The organism is Micromonospora sp. NPDC049282 (assembly GCF_043197045.1).
Classification (GTDB): Bacteria; Actinomycetota; Actinomycetes; order Mycobacteriales; family Micromonosporaceae; genus Micromonospora.
In genome coordinates this window covers 56,765-71,975 of record NZ_JBICSL010000026.1, presented here as the reverse complement: position 1 = coordinate 71,975, position 15,211 = coordinate 56,765, and the positions used below count along the sequence as shown (strand labels likewise).

The 15,211-nt window shown below is 74.3% G+C and carries 18 protein-coding genes and 1 riboswitch; of the genes, 7 read left to right on the top strand and 11 right to left on the bottom strand.

The features are described from left to right. Positions 1-280 precede the first annotated feature (280 nt). Positions 281-2,302 carry a hypothetical protein gene (locus ACGFI2_RS28710; RefSeq protein WP_393522766.1) on the top strand — a complete coding sequence of 674 codons (2,022 nt, stop codon included), beginning with the start codon at positions 281-283 and terminating at the stop codon, positions 2,300-2,302. Positions 2,303-2,314: 12 nt separating this feature from the next. On the opposite strand, the gene ACGFI2_RS28705 is transcribed toward ACGFI2_RS28710, so the two are convergent. The 3 genes from ACGFI2_RS28705 to ACGFI2_RS28695 all read right to left on the bottom strand — a co-directional run bounded on the left by ACGFI2_RS28705 (position 2,315) and on the right by ACGFI2_RS28695 (position 5,242). Continuing rightward, positions 2,315-3,115 carry an energy-coupling factor transporter transmembrane component T family protein gene (locus ACGFI2_RS28705; protein WP_393522763.1) on the bottom strand — a complete coding sequence of 267 codons (801 nt, stop codon included), beginning with the start codon at positions 3,113-3,115 and terminating at the stop codon, positions 2,315-2,317. Then, positions 3,112-4,554, bottom strand: a complete 1,443-nt coding sequence (locus tag ACGFI2_RS28700; protein ID WP_393522760.1) for an ABC transporter ATP-binding protein — start codon at positions 4,552-4,554, stop codon at positions 3,112-3,114. Before ACGFI2_RS28700 ends, ACGFI2_RS28705 begins: the two co-directional genes overlap by 4 nt. Positions 4,555-4,651: 97 nt before the next feature. Next, on the bottom strand, positions 4,652-5,242 hold the full coding sequence (locus ACGFI2_RS28695; protein WP_393522757.1) for an ECF transporter S component: 591 nt from the start codon (positions 5,240-5,242) through the stop codon (positions 4,652-4,654). 74 nt (positions 5,243-5,316) lie between these two features. After that, a riboswitch (TPP riboswitch) is annotated at positions 5,317-5,423 on the bottom strand. 77 nt (positions 5,424-5,500) lie between these two features. Here ACGFI2_RS28695 and ACGFI2_RS28690 point away from each other — a divergent pair. The 4 genes from ACGFI2_RS28690 to ACGFI2_RS28675 all read left to right on the top strand — a co-directional run bounded on the left by ACGFI2_RS28690 (position 5,501) and on the right by ACGFI2_RS28675 (position 9,741). Next, positions 5,501-6,337: an alpha/beta fold hydrolase gene (locus ACGFI2_RS28690; RefSeq protein WP_393522754.1), complete on the top strand. Its 837-nt coding sequence runs from the start codon at positions 5,501-5,503 to the stop codon at positions 6,335-6,337. Next, entirely contained in the window at positions 6,334-7,083 is a 750-nt protein-coding gene (locus tag ACGFI2_RS28685; protein ID WP_393522751.1) for a sugar isomerase domain-containing protein, read from the top strand. Before ACGFI2_RS28690 ends, ACGFI2_RS28685 begins: the two co-directional genes overlap by 4 nt. Positions 7,084-7,174: 91 nt before the next feature. Next, positions 7,175-7,678, top strand: coding sequence for a DUF6328 family protein (locus ACGFI2_RS28680; RefSeq protein WP_393522748.1), 504 nt, complete (start codon positions 7,175-7,177; stop codon positions 7,676-7,678). Positions 7,679-7,791: 113 nt separating this feature from the next. Beyond that, positions 7,792-9,741, top strand: coding sequence for an acyl-CoA dehydrogenase family protein (locus ACGFI2_RS28675; protein WP_393522745.1), 1,950 nt, complete (start codon positions 7,792-7,794; stop codon positions 9,739-9,741). Positions 9,742-9,798: 57 nt separating this feature from the next. Here ACGFI2_RS28675 and ACGFI2_RS28670 read toward each other — a convergent pair whose 3' ends face one another. The 8 genes from ACGFI2_RS28670 to ACGFI2_RS28635 all read right to left on the bottom strand — a co-directional run bounded on the left by ACGFI2_RS28670 (position 9,799) and on the right by ACGFI2_RS28635 (position 14,270). Further along, a complete protein-coding gene (locus ACGFI2_RS28670) occupies positions 9,799-9,969 on the bottom strand; it encodes a hypothetical protein (RefSeq protein ID WP_393522742.1) in 171 nt (56 codons plus the stop codon). Between the two features lie 9 nt (positions 9,970-9,978). Next, on the bottom strand, positions 9,979-10,584 hold the full coding sequence (locus ACGFI2_RS28665) for a hypothetical protein (RefSeq protein WP_393522740.1): 606 nt from the start codon (positions 10,582-10,584) through the stop codon (positions 9,979-9,981). A 45-nt stretch (positions 10,585-10,629) separates the two neighbouring features. Then, the gene (locus ACGFI2_RS28660; RefSeq protein WP_393522737.1) at positions 10,630-11,025 is read right to left on the bottom strand and encodes a Fur family transcriptional regulator; all 396 of its coding nucleotides are present in this window, start codon (positions 11,023-11,025) and stop codon (positions 10,630-10,632) included. Beyond that, a complete protein-coding gene (locus tag ACGFI2_RS28655; RefSeq protein ID WP_393522735.1) occupies positions 11,022-11,324 on the bottom strand; it encodes an ArsR/SmtB family transcription factor in 303 nt (100 codons plus the stop codon). The genes ACGFI2_RS28660 and ACGFI2_RS28655 overlap by 4 nt, the downstream gene beginning before the upstream one ends. A gap of 34 nt (positions 11,325-11,358) precedes the next feature. Beyond that, positions 11,359-12,231: a metal ABC transporter permease gene (locus ACGFI2_RS28650; protein WP_393522732.1), complete on the bottom strand. Its 873-nt coding sequence runs from the start codon at positions 12,229-12,231 to the stop codon at positions 11,359-11,361. 1 nt (position 12,232) lies between these two features. Then, positions 12,233-12,997, bottom strand: a complete 765-nt coding sequence (locus ACGFI2_RS28645; RefSeq protein WP_393522729.1) for a metal ABC transporter ATP-binding protein — start codon at positions 12,995-12,997, stop codon at positions 12,233-12,235. Continuing rightward, complete coding sequence (locus ACGFI2_RS28640) at positions 12,994-13,923, bottom strand: metal ABC transporter substrate-binding protein (protein ID WP_393522727.1); 930 nt, start codon at positions 13,921-13,923, stop codon at positions 12,994-12,996. The genes ACGFI2_RS28645 and ACGFI2_RS28640 overlap by 4 nt, the downstream gene beginning before the upstream one ends. Before the next feature lie 83 nt (positions 13,924-14,006). Further along, positions 14,007-14,270 carry a DUF6703 family protein gene (locus ACGFI2_RS28635; protein ID WP_393522724.1) on the bottom strand — a complete coding sequence of 88 codons (264 nt, stop codon included), beginning with the start codon at positions 14,268-14,270 and terminating at the stop codon, positions 14,007-14,009. 27 nt (positions 14,271-14,297) lie between these two features. Between ACGFI2_RS28635 and ACGFI2_RS28630 the strand changes: the two genes are divergently transcribed. Together ACGFI2_RS28630 and ACGFI2_RS28625 are read left to right on the top strand one after the other, a co-directional pair. Beyond that, complete coding sequence (locus ACGFI2_RS28630) at positions 14,298-14,639, top strand: antibiotic biosynthesis monooxygenase (RefSeq protein WP_107155735.1); 342 nt, start codon at positions 14,298-14,300, stop codon at positions 14,637-14,639. 25 nt (positions 14,640-14,664) lie between these two features. Then, on the top strand, positions 14,665-15,210 hold the full coding sequence (locus tag ACGFI2_RS28625) for a hypothetical protein (protein WP_393522722.1): 546 nt from the start codon (positions 14,665-14,667) through the stop codon (positions 15,208-15,210). Position 15,211: the final 1 nt, after the last annotated feature.

Here is a 15,211-nt window from a genome sequence, read left to right as displayed (position 1 = left end):
GCCCCCCCCGGCCGATGGGGGGGGGCGGGGCCCCCCCCCCCGCCCGGGCGGGGCGCCCCCCCCCCCCCCCCCCCGGGGGGGGGGGGGGGGGGGGGGGGGGGGCCCGGGCCCCCCCCCCCCCACGCCGATCATCGATTGTAGTTCGACGTCCCGGGTCAGCCTGGGCTGCTGTTGCAGGCCGGCCGCCGGCCTCCTGGCCGCCGACCCGGCGCTGCACCCGGTGCGGGACGTCGAGGGATCGGTGTCCGCGGGTGGTCGGCAGAGCCCCGCGTCGGTGCGGATGCTGCGGGATCCCCTGCCCGTGGGGGTGCTGACCGCGGGCGCCTTCCCGGCGCGGGACCACGAGGCGACGATCTCGAACCGCCTGGCCGAGGTGCTCGGCGTGTCCGTCGGGGACACCATCGCGCTGTCGCCGGCCGTGCCCCGAGGTGAGGTCCGGATCAGCGGCATCACGAACCGGCCCGAGGACCGCTCGTACCGCGGTGTGGTCCTGCTGGACTCCGGTCTCCGCGCCGCCGACGCCGATCTCTGGCTCACCGACCGGCGGCCCTTCTCCGATCCGACGCTCGAACCGCTGTTGCAACGCGGCGAACTCGCCGCGCGGACCACGTCGATCCTCGCTCAGGACCGGGCCGCCGGATTCCAGCCCGCGCTTCTCTCGACAGGGCGGCACGTGTCCCGGGTGGTCGTCGTCCTGGACGCGGTCATGGCACTCCTCCTGATGGTCGTGGTGTCCCGTGCCACCCGTCGGGAGGTGGCCGCCCTGACCGCGGTCGGAATCAAGGAGTCGAGAGCGCGGCTGTTGCCGATCGCGACGGCCGTGTCGGCGATCGTCGTCGGCGCCGCCCTGGGTGCGGCCCTGGCGCTCGTCGGGCTGTCCCGGGCGGCGACCGGGGTGGCCGGGCTGGTCGACCAGGAGTGGACCGGCGTGGCCGTCCCGTGGTCGTCGCTGGGCGCCGTCCTCGCCGTGGTGGTGGCCGGGGCCGCAGCGGGCGTCGGCGTGGCCGCGTGGAGCCGGCGATACCGACCCCGGTACGGCCCGGCCTGGCGATCCCGGCCCCGCGCGGGTCTCGGCCTCGTCGCCCTCGGTCTCGCCTGCATGCTGCTTCCGTTCGTGGACGTGCTGCCGGTCGAAGCGGCCGTGCCGGGCGCCGTCCTGCTGGCCCTCGCCGTGCCGCTCGCCATGGTGCCGGTCTCGACGGCCGGCGCCGCGCCCGCGTCGCGACGTCTCGTGCTGGCGCTGACCACGCCGTTCGCGACGGCGGGCGTGCTCACCTCGCTGCTCGTCCTGGGCACCGCCTACTACTCGGCGTACGTCACCCACGCCGGCATCGCGAGCGTCCGCTCGTCACCCGCCGTCCAGCCGACCGGTTCCTACCTCGTCTACAACGTGCCCGTCGCGGCCGGCGAGGCGCTCCGCGACGAGTACCGGAGACTGGGCGGCAACCGTACCGCGACCTACCAACTCCCTGTGGAGGACACCCACACGCTCCGGGTCTCGGGCGAGAGGGCGGTCGGCTGCATGCGTTCCTCCGGCGGGAACGATCCGATGGACCACCTGAGCTGCCTGCCGAAGGACACCTCGTCCCCGGTCAACATCGTGGCGCTGTCGTCCACCCTCGGCGACGGTGAGGCGCGGGCCGATCCGGGGCTGATCGAGGGGGATCGGGTCGGCCTCATCGACTTCGATGCCGACACCTCGGCCGTCAGGTCCCTCGAGACCGTGGTCGCCACCGGCGACGAGACGTTGGGCGGGAACATGCCCGGGCTGGTGGTCGCCCCGGGCAGCGACATCGCCGAGCGGTACGGGCTGCGGGCGTCCGACGCCGTCCTGGTCGCGCTTCTGGACTTCGGGTCGTTGGACGAGGCGGCGCAGGCGCGGTTCCGTGCCACGGTGACCCGGCTCGCCGCGACCGGGCAGACATCGGAGCTCGTCGAGCGGAGGACTCCCGAGGTGGCGGTGGGCATCTGGACGGCGGGCATGGGCGCGGCCGCCGTGTGTCTGCTGTGGCTCAGCGTCGGTGCGGTCATCTCGACCAGCCAGGTTCGGCAACGCGCGATGTACGCCGCTGCCGGCGCCGGTCGTCGGCACCGCCGCCTACTGGCGTTGCGGCTGATGGCTCCGCCGTTCGCCGGTTTCCTGCTGACCGGGGCGATCGCGATCAGCGCCGCGTGGATCTCCGGGGTGCACGACGGCAGCCCGTTCGGCTGGTGGTGGACACTGCCGTCGCTGGCGGGAATGGCAGCCGTCCTGGTCGTCGCCGGGCAGTACGCCCGACCTGTTCGGCAGGCGCCGGGCTGACGGGGCGAGTGGTCACCCGATCAGCGGCCGGAAGGTGCCGAGCAGCACGCTGGCCGTCAACGCCGAGCCGGCCAGCAGCGCCGCTCCGGTGATCAACAGCCAGTCGGCGACGACGAACCGCTGCGGACGGGCCACCGCGCGCGGGGTGCCCGCGTCGAAGCCCCGGGCATCCATCGCGACGGCCAGCCGGGTGCCGCGCCGGATCGCGCCGACCAGCAGCGTGAACGCGGTCGACGCGAAGAGCCGCAGCTTGGCCAGCGGATTGCGCCCGGCGTCCACGCCCCGGGCGCGGCGAGCCATGCTGATCATCCGCCACTCCTGTTCGAGGAGCGGCACCAGCCGGAACGCGGCCAGCGCGCCGATGGCGAACCGGGCCGGCGCCTTCGCGTTCTGGATCAGCGCGTCGGCCAGTTCCGTCGGATCGGTGGTGGCGAAGACGATGATCCCGGGCAGCGCCACCGCGAGCATGCGCAGCACCAGCCCGAGCGCCGTGACCAGCACGCCCTCGGTGACCACCACCGGGCCGGCCTCGACGAACACCCGGCCGGACCGGTCGGCGGCGAAGAGCACCAGCGTGACCAGGATGCCGACGGCGGCGGCCAGCAGCGGCCAGGCCCGCCGGGCCAGCACCCGGTAGCGGACGCCGAACAGCGGCAGCACGGCCAGCTCGACCGCGATGGCGATGGCCGGCGCGACCGGGTCCAGCGTCGCCACCAGCACGACGGTGAACACCAGTGCGGCGGCCAGCTTCGCCACCGGGTTGCGCCGCGCCAACGGGGCGCCCGGCGTCGCCACCGGTTCCAGGCCGATCACGGGACCACCCCGTCCGGGTCGGCGGGCGGGCGGTCCAGGTTGAGCGTCCGGTCGGCCAGCGCGGCCACGAAGTCCGCGTCGTGGGTCACCGCGACCACGCCGTGCCCGGCGTCGCGCAGCTCGGCCAGCAGGTCGACCAGCTCCAGCCAGGTGCGCCGATCCTGGCCGAACGTGGGCTCGTCGCAGATCAGCAGGCGGGGCGCGGTGGCCAGGGCGGTCGCCACGCTCAGCCGCCGCGCCTCGCCACCGGAGAGGGTGTACGGGTTGGCGCCGGCGAGCCGGTCCAGCCGCAGCCGCTCCAGCAGCGCGTCGACGGTCGCGGTGACCGCCGCCTCGGACCTCCCGGTCCGGCGCGGCCCGAGCGCCAGCTCGTCGCGGACCGTGCCGGTGACGAACTGGTGCTCCGGGTCCTGGAAGACCGAGCCGATCCGTCCGGCCAGCGCGGGCGCCCGCCACCGGTGCGGCGGAGTGCGCGCGTCCCGGCCGGCCAGTTCGGCGGAGGCGGTGACCGCACCCGCGCCGGGGCGCGTCAGGCCACCGAGGAGCAGCGCCAGGGTGGACTTGCCGACGCCGTTCGGGCCGAGCACGGCGAGCGCCTCGCCGGCGCGTACCCGGAGGTCGGTGGGGGCCAGCCGGGGCGGCAGGCCGAGCCGGTCGGCGGTGAGCAGCACGTCGCCGGCCGGCGTGGCGGCGTGCCGCGGCGGCACGGTGTGCCCGGGCACCCAGACCCCGGCGGCGGCCAGCGCCGCGCCGTGCGCGGCGAAGACCGCCTCGGGCGGCCCGTCGGCCCGCACCCCGCCACCGGGCTCCAGCACCACCACCCGGTCGACAAGCGGCAACGCCTCGGTGACCCGGTGCTCGACGAGGATCAGCGTGGTGTCCGGGTCGAGCGCGTCCGCGACCGCCCGGCGGATCAGCGTGGCCCCGGCCGGGTCGAGGTTGGCGGTGGGTTCGTCGAGCAGCAGCAGTCCCGGCCGGAGCGCGAGCGCCCCGGCGAGCGCCAGCCGCTGCTGCTCGCCTCCGCTGAGCGCGGCGGTCCGGCGGTCCCGGTGGTAGGGGAAGCCGACCCGGCGCAGCGCCTCGTCCACCCGGGGCCAGATCTCCTCGGCGGGCACGCCCCGGTTCTCCAGCCCGAACGCGACGTCGTCGCCGGAGCGGGCCATCACCAGCTGGGTCTCCGGGTCCTGGAACACCACGCCGACGCGCTCGCGGGCCTTGCGCGGGTCCAGCCCGTCGATCTCGACGGTGCCCTCCTGCTCGCCGGAGTCGTCGGGCAGCAGCCCGGCCAGCGCCGCCAGCAGCGTGCTCTTGCCCGCCCCCGACGCGCCCAGCAGCAGCACCCGTTCCCCGCTCTCCACACGCAGGTCGATGCCGCGTACCGCCCAGGCCCGGCGTCCCCCGTGCCGCCACCCGAACCCCCGCAGCACCACGCCGCTCACGGTCCCACCCCTTCCCCAGCCTCAGTGATCAAGGAGTTCGCGTCAGGAAAACCGCTCGCCGCCGACGCGAACTCCTTGATCAACGGCGGGATCCCCGTCAGACCAGGGCTCGGTCGCGGCCGGCGGGGAAGCGGTCCAGGACGCCGGTGTTGGCCAGCGCCCGGGTCAGCACCCACGCGCCGAAGCCGGCGACGACGGTGGCGCTGACGATCGTGATCAGCGCGTACGGGATGCGGTAGGAGGTCAGCTCGTAGGCCTTGTTCCAGTAGACGAAGTCGAAGATCGCCGCGCCGAGGCCGGTGAGCGCGCCCGCCAGCACCGCCACCGGCAGCCGGAACGAGCGGTAGCGGAACGCGGCGAACGCCAGCTCGGCGCCGATGCCCTGCATCAGGCCCTGGAGGATCACGATGCCCGCCCACTGGCTGCCCAGCAGCGCGGACACGATCGCGGCCACCGTCTCGCAGTAGAGCGCCGCGCCCGGCTTGCGGATGATCAGGCCGGCGAGCACCGCCGGGATCAGCCACACGCCGTAGAGCACCGCCTGCGCCGGCGGGAAGAACGCGAACGCCGCGTCGGTGGCGCTCCAGAGCAGGCCCCAGGCCCAGAAGACGACGCCGAAGGCGACCGCGATCACCGAGGCGACGACGATGTCGACGGTACGCCAGCGGTTGCTGTCGGTGTGGTTCATGACGGACTCCCAGTTCGTGGTGAGGAACCAGGAGAAGACGCACGCCGCGGCCGGTTTGCCCGGACTGCGGCGCGGCTGGAGGTCGACCGAACTCCCTGCGCTGGCATTACCCAGATCAGGTTCGAGGGTCTGCGGGCACCGGCCCGCACTCTCAGCGCTGTGCGCTCCCCTGTCGGATGTGAAGTTGTCTCGTCGCAGACGCTAGCACCGACGGCGGCCCCGGGCCCAGCAGGGCGAAGGTCGGCTACGGTGGCGATCATGCGGATCGAGGCGCGGGGCCTGACGTTCGACGTACGCACCGGGGGCCCCGAGGACGGCGAGCCCGTCCTGCTGCTGCACGGTTTCCCGCAGCACGCCGGCGAGTGGGACGCGGTGACGCCCGCGCTGCACGCCGCCGGGCTGCGCACGTACGCGCTCGACCAGCGCGGCTACTCGCCCGGCGCGCGGCCGGACGCGGTCGAGGCGTACCGGATCCCGGAGCTGGTGGCCGACGCGGCGGCCGTGCTGGACGGGCTCGGGGTGACCGCCGCCCACCTGGTCGGGCACGACTGGGGCGCGATCGTGGCCTGGGGCCTGGCCGCGGCGCACCCGGAGCGGGTGCGGACGCTGACCGCGGTGTCGGTGCCGCACCCGGCCGCGATGGGGCACGCGCTCGCCACCGACCCGCGGCAGAAGGCGAAGTCCGCCTACATGGCGCTGTTCCGGATGCCGGGCAAGGCGGAGAAGGTGCTGCTGGCGCTGCGCGGGGCCGCGCTGCGCCGGCTGCTGCGCGGGGTCGGCGACACGGACACGGTCGAGCGCTACGCCGAGCCGATGCGCTCACCGGGCGCGCTCACCGCCGCGCTCAACTGGTACCGCGCGATGAGCGGGTCGGACATGAAGGCGGTCGGGCCGGTGGCGGCGCCGACCACGTACGTCTGGAGCGACCGGGACGTGGCGATCGGCCGGACCGCCGCCGAGGCGTGCGCGGCGCACGTCACCGGCGACTACCGCTTCGTGGTGCTCCCCGGCGTCAGCCACTGGATCCCCGACGAGGCCCCCGGCCCGCTGGCCGAGGCGATCCTCGCCCGGACGTCAGGGACGGAGAAAGCATGACGGTGAGTGCCGAGGCGTACCTGGCGACGGTGACGTCGACGATGGAGCGGGTCGCCGCAGAGCAGCGGGTGAACGTGGCCGCGGCGGCCGACCTGATCGTCGCGGCGGTACGCGCCGACGGGGTGGTGCACGCGTTCGGCACCGGGCACTCCGAGGCGCTCGCCATGGAGATCGCCGGCCGGGCCGGCGGGCTGGTGCCCACCAACCGGATCGCGCTGCGCGACCTGGTCCTGCTCGGCGGCGAGCCGGCCGACGTGCTCGGCCCGAAGCTGGAACGCGAGCCGGCGGTGGCGCACCGCCTCTACGAGCTGGCCCCGGTCCGGCCGCAGGACGTGTTCGTGCTCGCCTCCAACTCGGGCGTGAACGGGGCGATGGTGGAGTTCGCGTCCGTGGTGAAGGAACGCGGGCATCCCCTGGTGGCGATCACCTCGGCGCGGCACGCGGAAGGGATGATCTCGCGGCACCCGTCCGGTCGCAAGCTCGCCGACTTCGCCGACGTGCTGCTGGACAACGGCGCCCCGTACGGCGATGCCACGCTGCCGTTGCCCGGCGGCGGCGCGGTCGGCGCGGTCTCCTCGATCACCGCCGCGTTGCTGGCCCAGCAGATCACCGTCGAGGTGGTGGCCCGGCTGGTCGCGGCGGGGGAGCGGCCACCGGTCTACCTGTCCGCCAACATCACCGGCGGCGACGAGCACAACGCCGAGCTGGAGGCGCGGTACGCCGGGCGGATCCGCCGCGGATCCTGAACCGGTTTCGTGATCATCCGAAGCGGGCACAGGCGCTCCTGCCGGCGGGCGTTCACCCGCCGGCCGTGCCGTCTTCCCCGGAGGTTCACCAGTGTCCAAGGAATCCGAGAAGCAGCGTTGGCAGCGCAACTTCGCCGACCTGCTCCAGGAGCTGCGCGTGGCGCAGACCGGCGTGCAGATCCTCTTCGCGTTCCTGCTGACGCTGCCGTTCAGCAACGGGTTCACCCGGACCACCGAGTTCCAGCGTGACGTCTACATTCTGGCGCTGCTGACCGCCGCGGCGTCCGCCGCGATGATCATTTCGCCGGTCGCGTTCCACCGGGCGCTGTTCCGCCAGGGCCGCAAGCCGGAGCTGGTCCGCTTCGCCCACCGGATGGCCACCGGGGGCCTGTTCTTCATGCTGATCGCGATGGTCAGCTCGGTCCTGCTGGTCAGCGACTTCGTGCTGGACCGGCCGATCGCGTTCCTGCTCAGCGCGCTCACCGGCATCTGGTTCCTGCTGTTCTGGGCCGTCCTGCCGTTCAGCCGCCGCAACTGGGGTGAGGACGACATCGACGACGATGACGACGACCCGCAGACGCTCACCAGCGACTGACGGTCCGCCAAATCGGGCGTGCACGCGACGCTACCCCTGGGTAACACCCGGGGGTAGCGTCGTCTTCGTCGAGCGCGTCGATCGCAGCCGGACCGACCATCCAGGAGGCAGCCGTGACCACGACACAGAACAATGCCGACGGGGTGGGGCCGCTGCCCACCGAGGCCGGTCAGGTTTCGGAGAAGGAGGCCCGCCAGGTCGCCGAGGCGGCCCGCGAGTCGGCCTGGGACCGGCCCAGCTTCGGCAAGGAACTCTTCCTCGGCCGGTTCCGGCTCGACCTGATCGACCCCTGGCCCCGATCCGACCCGGCCGACGTGGCCCGCGCCGAGGAGTTCCTCGGCGCGTTCGGGGCGTACCTGGGCAGCGAGGTGGACGGCGCGGCGATCGAGCGCGACGCGCACATCCCGGACGAGGTGTTCCACGGGCTGGCCCGGCTCGGCGCCTTCGGCATGAAGATCGACCGGAAGTACGGCGGCCTCGGGCTGAGCAACCTGCACTACTGCCGCGCGCTGATGCTCGCCGGTTCGGTGAACCCGGCGATCAGCGCCCTGCTCTCCGCGCACCAGTCGATCGGCGTGCCGCAGCCGCTGAAGATGTTCGGCACGCCGGAGCAGAAGGACCTCTTCCTGCCCCGGTTGGCCGCCGGTGAGGTCTCCGCGTTCCTGCTCACCGAGCCGGACGTCGGCTCCGACCCGGCCCGACTCGCGACCACCGCCGAGCCGACCGAGGACGGCACCGGCTACCGGCTCAACGGGGTGAAGCTCTGGGCCACCAACGGCACCGTCGCCACCCTGCTGGTGGTGATGGCCCGGGTGCCGGCCGTCGAGGGCCGGCGCGGCGGCATCACCGCGTTCGTGGTGGAGGGCGACAGCGACGGCATCACCGTGGAGCGGCGCAACGCCTTCGTCGGGCTGCGCGGCCTGGAGAACAGCCTCACCCGGTTCCACGACGTGTTCGTGCCGAAGGAGAACGTGATCGGCGGCGAGGGCAAGGGCCTGAAGATCGCGCTGACCACGCTGAACACCGGCCGGCTGTCGCTGCCGGCGATGTGCGTGGGCGCCGGCAAGTGGGCGCTCAACGTGGCCCGGGAGTGGGCCGGCGACCGGGTGCAGTGGGGCCGGCCGGTCGGCGAGCACGAGGCGGTGGCGAAGAAGCTGTCGTTCATCGCCGCCACCACCTACGGCATGGAGTCCATGCTGGACCTGTCCTGCCTGCTCGCCGACGACGACCGCAACGACATCCGGATCGAGGCGGCCCTGGTCAAGCTCTACGCCAGCGAGATGGCCTGGCGGATCGCCGACGAGCTGATCCAGATCCGGGGCGGGCGCGGCTACGAGACGGCCGAGTCGCTGGAAGCCCGGGGCGAGCGCCCGGCCGCGGTCGAGCAGCTCCTGCGCGACCTGCGGATCAACCGGATCTTCGAGGGCTCCACCGAGATCATGCACCTGCTGATCGCCCGGGAGGCGGTCGACGCGCACCTGTCGGTGGCCGGCGACATCATCGACCCGGACGCCGGGCTGGGCCGCAAGGCGAAGGCCGGCGCCCGGGCCGGTGCCTTCTACGCGAAGTGGCTGCCCACGCTCGCCGTCGGCAGGGGGCAGACGCCCGGGGCGTACCAGGAGTTCGGGCCGCTGGCCGGGCACCTGCGACACGTCGAGCGGACCTCCCGCAAGCTGGCCCGCTCGACCTTCTACGCGATGTCCCGCTGGCAGGGGAAGATGGAGCGCAAGCAGGCGTTCCTCGGCCGGGTGGTGGACATCGGCGCGGAGCTGTTCGCGATGTCCGCGGTCTGCGTCCGGGCCTACGCCGAGCGACCCGAGCACCCGGAGAACGTCGAGCTGGCCGACCTGTTCTGCCGTCAGGCGCGGCTGCGCGTCGACGAGCTGTTCACCGGCCTCTGGTCGAACACCGACTCGGTCGACGTGGCCGCCGCGAAGCGGATCGTCGCCGGCCGGTACGCCTCGGTGGAGAGCGGCGTGGTCACCCCGCCCGCGGACCTGCCCTGGGTGGCCCGCTGGGAGCCCGGCCCGTCCACCGCCGAGGACGTCCGCCGCCGGATCTGAAAGGAGGGGCCCCTTCTTGACGCCTCCGGTGGAGCAGGGGCCCCTTCTCACACCCGCTCAGTTCCGGGCGACCGCCCAGGCGATCACCGCGGCGAGGATCAGGCCGTTGAGCGCGGCCAGCACGAGGTACGCCGACGGCGGGATCCTGCGGCCCTTGCGGACGAAGCTCACCAGCACGCCCGCGTAGGCCAGCAGCAGCACGGCGACGACGATCAGGAAGTACAGCACCGGCACACCCTACCGGCCGGTGCGCAGCCCCAGTCCGCGCAGCTCCAGCGCGGCGAGCGCGTCGACGGTGGCGTCGTCGCCGCGCCGCCACGCCTCGGCCACGTCCGGCGCGATCCGGGTGAGCTTCGACAGCGGCTGCCCGGCCAGCGCGCGCAGCGCCAGCAGGTCCCGGCCGGCCGGCGCGGCGGCCATCGCCTTCGCCGCGCCGGCCCGGCGCATCCAGCGCACCCGCAGCGGCAGCCAGCCGAAGAGCACCAGGCCGAGCGGGAACACCAGCACCGCCACGGTCAGCGCGAGGGCCAGTTGGCCGACCAGCTCCTGCTGGTCCCGGCCGGCCTCGGCCATCGCGCGGGCGGCGTCGGCGGCCCGGGTGAACGGGGCGGTCAGCTCGTCGCCGACCAGCGGCAACCGGCCCACCTTGCCGCCGGCGTCGGCCAGGTTGTCGGCCAGTCCGCCGCCCGCCCCCTCCAGCTTCTGCCCGGGTACGGCGAGCTTCTCCACCAGGTCGTGCAGCCAGAGCGCGAAGCGGATCGCCGCGTACACCCAGACGACCACGAGCAGATCGGTCAGGAGCTGGCGGAGGGCGGTCGGAAAACGGTCGGCGTAGATCTTCACGCCGGACAGCCTGCCACGGCGGAGCCACGCCGGCACCGGTCGGATTTACCGCCCGGCGCAGGCCGGACAGGTGCCGAAGATCTCGAACGTGTGGCTGACCTCGGTGAAGCCGTGCTCGGCGGAGATCCGGTCCGCCCACTTCTCCACCGCCGGGCCGGCCACCTCGACGGTACGGCCGCAGGCCCGGCAGACCAGGTGGTGGTGGTGACCCCCGCTGCACCGGCGGTAGAGGTGCTCGCCACCCGGCGGGCGCATCACGTCGATCTCGTCGGCGTCGGCCAGCACCTGCAGCGTCCGGTAGACCGTGGTCAGCCCGATCCGGTCGCCCCGCAGGCGCAGCATGGCGTGCAGCTCCTGGGCGCTGTGGAAGCCCTCGACCTCGTCGAGCAGCGCGCTCACCGCGCTGCGTTGCCGGGTGGTGCGTGGGGTGCCGGTGGTCATGACGGTCCCTCCCCGGCGTGGCTGACCGCGTCCGCCACGATGTGCGCGACGTGCTCGTCGACAAGTGCGTACGCGATCTCCCGGCCGCGCCGCGAGCCGCGCACCACGCCGGCCCCGCGCAGCACCCGCAGGTGCTGGGAGACCAGCGGCTGGGGCGCGCCGAGCTTCTCGACCAGCTCGTGCACACAGCGCTCGCCCTCGGCCAGCTCGCTCACGATGGCGAGCCGGATCGGGGCCGAGAGGGCGCGCAGCAGCTCACCCGCGCCCTCGAAGGCGTCGTACCCGTTGGTGCCGGTCACCCCGTAACGATAACCACTGCCGGTTGCGCCGGCCTCATCCGAGCAGCACCTCGTGCTCGGCCGGCTCGACCGCGGGCGTGGCCGGCGCCGACCGGCCCCGCCGTAGCGCCCGCACGCCGGCCGCCAGCAACGCCACCACCAGGAACGAGCCGATCGCCACCAGCACCACCGAGGCGCCGGGCGCGGTGTTCGCGGTGGCCGCCACCCAGACCCCGGCCCCGGCGGCGAACAGGCCCAACGCCATGGCCGCGGTCATGGTGGACCGGAAGCCGCGCGTCACCTGCTGGGCGGCGGCCACCGGCACCACCATCAGCGCGCTGATCAGCAGCACCCCCACCGCCCGCATGGCGATGGTCACCGTCACCGCGGTGCCGACCGCGATGAGCAGGTTCAGCGTCCGTACCGGCAGGCCGGAGACCCGCGCGTACTCCTCGTCGTGGCAGACCGCGAACAGCGCCGGGCGCAGCGCCAGCATGGTCACCAGCAGCACCGCGCCGAGCACCCCGATGGTGACCAGATCGCCCGGCGACGTCGTGGTCAACGACCCGAAGAGGTACGCGTTGAGCGACCCGCTGCTGGCGTCGGAGAGCCCGACAAGCATCACGCCGCCGGCGATCCCGCCGTAGAAGAGCAGCGCCAGCGCGAGGTCGCCGGAGGTGCGCCCGTACGCGCGGACCAGCTCGATGACCACCGCGCCGAGCGTCGCGGCGAGCACCGCCACCAGCACCGGGGAGCGGTTGAGCAGCAGCCCGGCGCCGACGCCGGTGAGCGCCACGTGGCCGATGCCGTCGCCGATCAGCGCCAGCCGGCGCTGCACCAGGTAGATGCCGAGCGCCGGCGCGGCCAGCCCGATGACAAGCGCGCCGACCAGCGCGCGGAGCATGAAGTCGTACTGGAAGAGGTCCATCTCAGATGCCCGTCCAGAGCCCGGCGGGCTCCTCGTCGCAGTGCGGGTGCACGTGCTCGTGGTCCGGGTCGGCGTGGTGGCCGGCCGGCTCGGGCACCGCGCCGTCGTGGGCGATCCCGCCCTGGTGCACCACCACGGCCCGGCTGATCAGCGGGCGCAGCGGCCCCAACTCGTGGGCGACCAGCAGCACCGTGCCGCCGCCGTCGCGGAACGCGCGCAGCGCCCCGGCGAACGCCTCCTGGCTGGCCGCGTCCACCCCGGCGGTCGGCTCGTCGAGCACCAGCAGCTCCGGCCCGCCGGCCAGCGCCCGGGCGATCAGGACGCGCTGCTGCTGGCCGCCGGAGAGGGTGGCCACCGGATCGCCGGCCCGGTCGGCGAGCCCGACCGCGCGCAGCGCCTCCGCCACCGCCTCCCGGTCGGCCCGCCCGGCCGGCCGGAGCACGCCCCGGCGGGCCAGCCGCCCGGACGCCACCACCTCGCCCACCGTGGCGGGCACCCCGCCGCCGGCGCCGAGCCGCTGCGGGACGTACCCGACGCGGTGCCACTGCCGGAAGCGGCGCTGCGGCGTGCCGAACAGGGTGACCGACCCGGCGCCGAGCGGCACCAGCCCGAGCGCGGCGCGGACCAGCGTCGACTTGCCGGAGCCGTTGGCGCCGAGCACGGCGACCACCTCGCCGACGGTCAACGTCAGTGAGACGTCGCGCAGCACCGGCCGGCCGTCGTAGCCGACGGTGGCGTGCGCGATCTCGAGCACGGGTGAGGTCATGAGCAGTCCAGGGCGGTTCGCAGGGTCTGGAGGTTGGCGCGCATCGCGGTGAGGTAGTCGCCCTGGGCGGGTGGGCCCTCGATCGGGTCCAGGACCGCCGTCCTCGCCCCGACCGTCCGGGCGATGGTCTCGGCGACCTTCGGGCTGACCAGCGTCTCGAAGAAGATCGTGCCGGCCCGGTGCTCCCGGGCCTCCTTCGCCACCTCGGCGAGCCGCTGCGGGGCGGGCTCGGACTCCGGGGTGAGCCCGGTGAGGCCGATCTGCTCCAGCTCGTAGTGCTCGGCCAGGTAGCCGAAGGCGGTGTGGCTGGTCACGATCTCCCGGCGCTGGCAGGTGCGCAGGCCCTCGGCGTACTCGGCGTCGAGCTTCGTCAGCTCGGCGCGCAACGCGCCGGCGCGGGTGGTGTAGTCGGCGGCGTGGTCCGGGTCGGCCCGGCCCAGGCGTTCCGCGAGCCGGTCGCCGACGGTGGCCAGCCGGGTCGGGTCGAGCCAGAGGTGCGGGTCCCTGCCGCCGCTGCCCTCCTCGTGCCCGGCCTCGCCCTCGTGCTCGTGGCCGCCGGCGGCGGCGTCGAGCAGCGGGGCCACCCCGGCCACGTCGAACGCCCGGTCGCCGCCGTTCTGCTCGACCGCCTCGTCCACGGCCGGCTGGAAGCCGGTCAGGTAGACGATCAGCTCGGCGTCGACCACCTGGCCGACCTGGCGGGGGTTGAGCTCCAGGTCGTGCGGCTCCGCGCCGGGCCTGGTGAGGTTGCTGACCGCGACCCGGTCGCCGCCGATCCGCTCGGCGAGGAACTGGAGCGGGTAGAACGCGGCCACCACGTCGACCTTGTCCGGGTCGCTTCCCCGGCCGCCGTCCGAGCAGGCGGCGACGCCGCCCAGGGCGAGCAGGGCGGCGGTGGCGGCGGCCAAGGCGCGGGCGGCGGTCATGGGACCAACTGTCCGCGACAACGAAAACTATTGTCAAAAACGCATGCTTGCATGTCAGCGCAGGCCAGCTCCGCCGGAGCGGCTCAGCCGACCATCAACTTGGCCAGCGCCACCGCGATCAGCAGGGTGAGCATCAGCAGCCGGATCACCCGGGTCGCCGGCGCCTGCACCGCCCAGGTGACCGACATCAACCAGACCAACCCGGCCGCCAGCGCCAGCAACAGGACGCCGCCGGCCGGACCGGGCGCGAAGAGGCCGACCAGCACCAGCACCAGCGCGGCGAGGAACACCGTCGTCGGGTTGAGCCGGGCCAACCGGGACAGCACGGGACTCTGCGTACGCTGCATGCCACAAACTCTACGAGGAGGAACGCCGTGCTGGTCACCAACCGGTTCGTGGTGGACGCCGAAACGGCGGACGAGTTCACCCGGGAGGCGCACGCGGCGCTGGCCGCGCTCGCCGCCCGCCCCGGCTACCTGCGCGGCGAGCTGCTGCGGGCGCTCGACGACCCGGCACACTGGTGCCTGCTCACCGAGTGGGAGTCGGTCGGGGCCTATCGGCGGGCGCTGGGCGGATTCGACGTAAAGGTCACCGCGGTGCCGCTGCTCGCCCGATCGGTGGACGAGCCGTCGGCGTACGAGACGCTCGCCAACGCCGCACCGCAGGGCGAGATCGTCGTCGTCGCCAGCGATCGTGCCGCAGGTCCTTACCGCTGAGTCCCGGGGCACTACCCTGGCGCGTATGACCGCTCCCGGACCGGCCGCACCACCCCCGCCACCCGTGCCGCCCGGCGCACCGCCGGCGGACCCGGGCGTACCCGCGCCGCCGGCCGGTCCCGGAGTCGCGCCGCCGTTCGCCGCCCCGCCCACCGAGGGCGGACGGGCCCGGCTCTGGCTCGGCCTCGGCGTCGGCGCGCTGGCCCTGCTGCTCTGCTGCGGCGGGGGCGGCGCGGCGATCGTCGGCTTGGCCGTGAGCAACGTGCAGGCGGTCGGGGAGCAGGGCCGGGCGGTCACCGACGACTACTACCAGGCACTGGTCGCTCGGGAGTGGTCAAAGGCGTACGACCGGCTCTGCGACGACGCCCGGCGGCGCGAGTCCCGGCCGGAGTTCGCCCAGCGGGCGGCCACCGAGCCACAGATCTCCGGCTACCGGGTGGGCAAGGTCGACACCGCCTCGCTGACCGTGCCGGTGGACGTCACGCTGGCCGGCGGCCGGCGGGAGGCGCAGACCGTGACGCTGGCCCCCGACCGGCAGACGGGCGGCATGGAGGTCTGCGGGGTGAGCTGAC

Coding starts and splice junctions, on each gene's coding strand:
- ACGFI2_RS28640 (WP_393522727.1), bottom strand. CDS start 13,923: ATGACCGCCGCCCGCGCCTTGGCCGCCGCCACCGCCGCCCTGCTCGCC.
- ACGFI2_RS28635 (WP_393522724.1), bottom strand. CDS start 14,270: ATGCAGCGTACGCAGAGTCCCGTGCTGTCCCGGTTGGCCCGGCTCAAC.
- ACGFI2_RS28625 (WP_393522722.1), top strand. CDS start 14,665: ATGACCGCTCCCGGACCGGCCGCACCACCCCCGCCACCCGTGCCGCCC.
- ACGFI2_RS28710 (WP_393522766.1), top strand. CDS start 281: ATGCTGCGGGATCCCCTGCCCGTGGGGGTGCTGACCGCGGGCGCCTTC.
- ACGFI2_RS28660 (WP_393522737.1), bottom strand. CDS start 11,025: ATGACCACCGGCACCCCACGCACCACCCGGCAACGCAGCGCGGTGAGC.
- ACGFI2_RS28695 (WP_393522757.1), bottom strand. CDS start 5,242: ATGAACCACACCGACAGCAACCGCTGGCGTACCGTCGACATCGTCGTC.
- ACGFI2_RS28685 (WP_393522751.1), top strand. CDS start 6,334: ATGACGGTGAGTGCCGAGGCGTACCTGGCGACGGTGACGTCGACGATG.
- ACGFI2_RS28690 (WP_393522754.1), top strand. CDS start 5,501: ATGCGGATCGAGGCGCGGGGCCTGACGTTCGACGTACGCACCGGGGGC.
- ACGFI2_RS28650 (WP_393522732.1), bottom strand. CDS start 12,231: ATGGACCTCTTCCAGTACGACTTCATGCTCCGCGCGCTGGTCGGCGCG.
- ACGFI2_RS28645 (WP_393522729.1), bottom strand. CDS start 12,997: ATGACCTCACCCGTGCTCGAGATCGCGCACGCCACCGTCGGCTACGAC.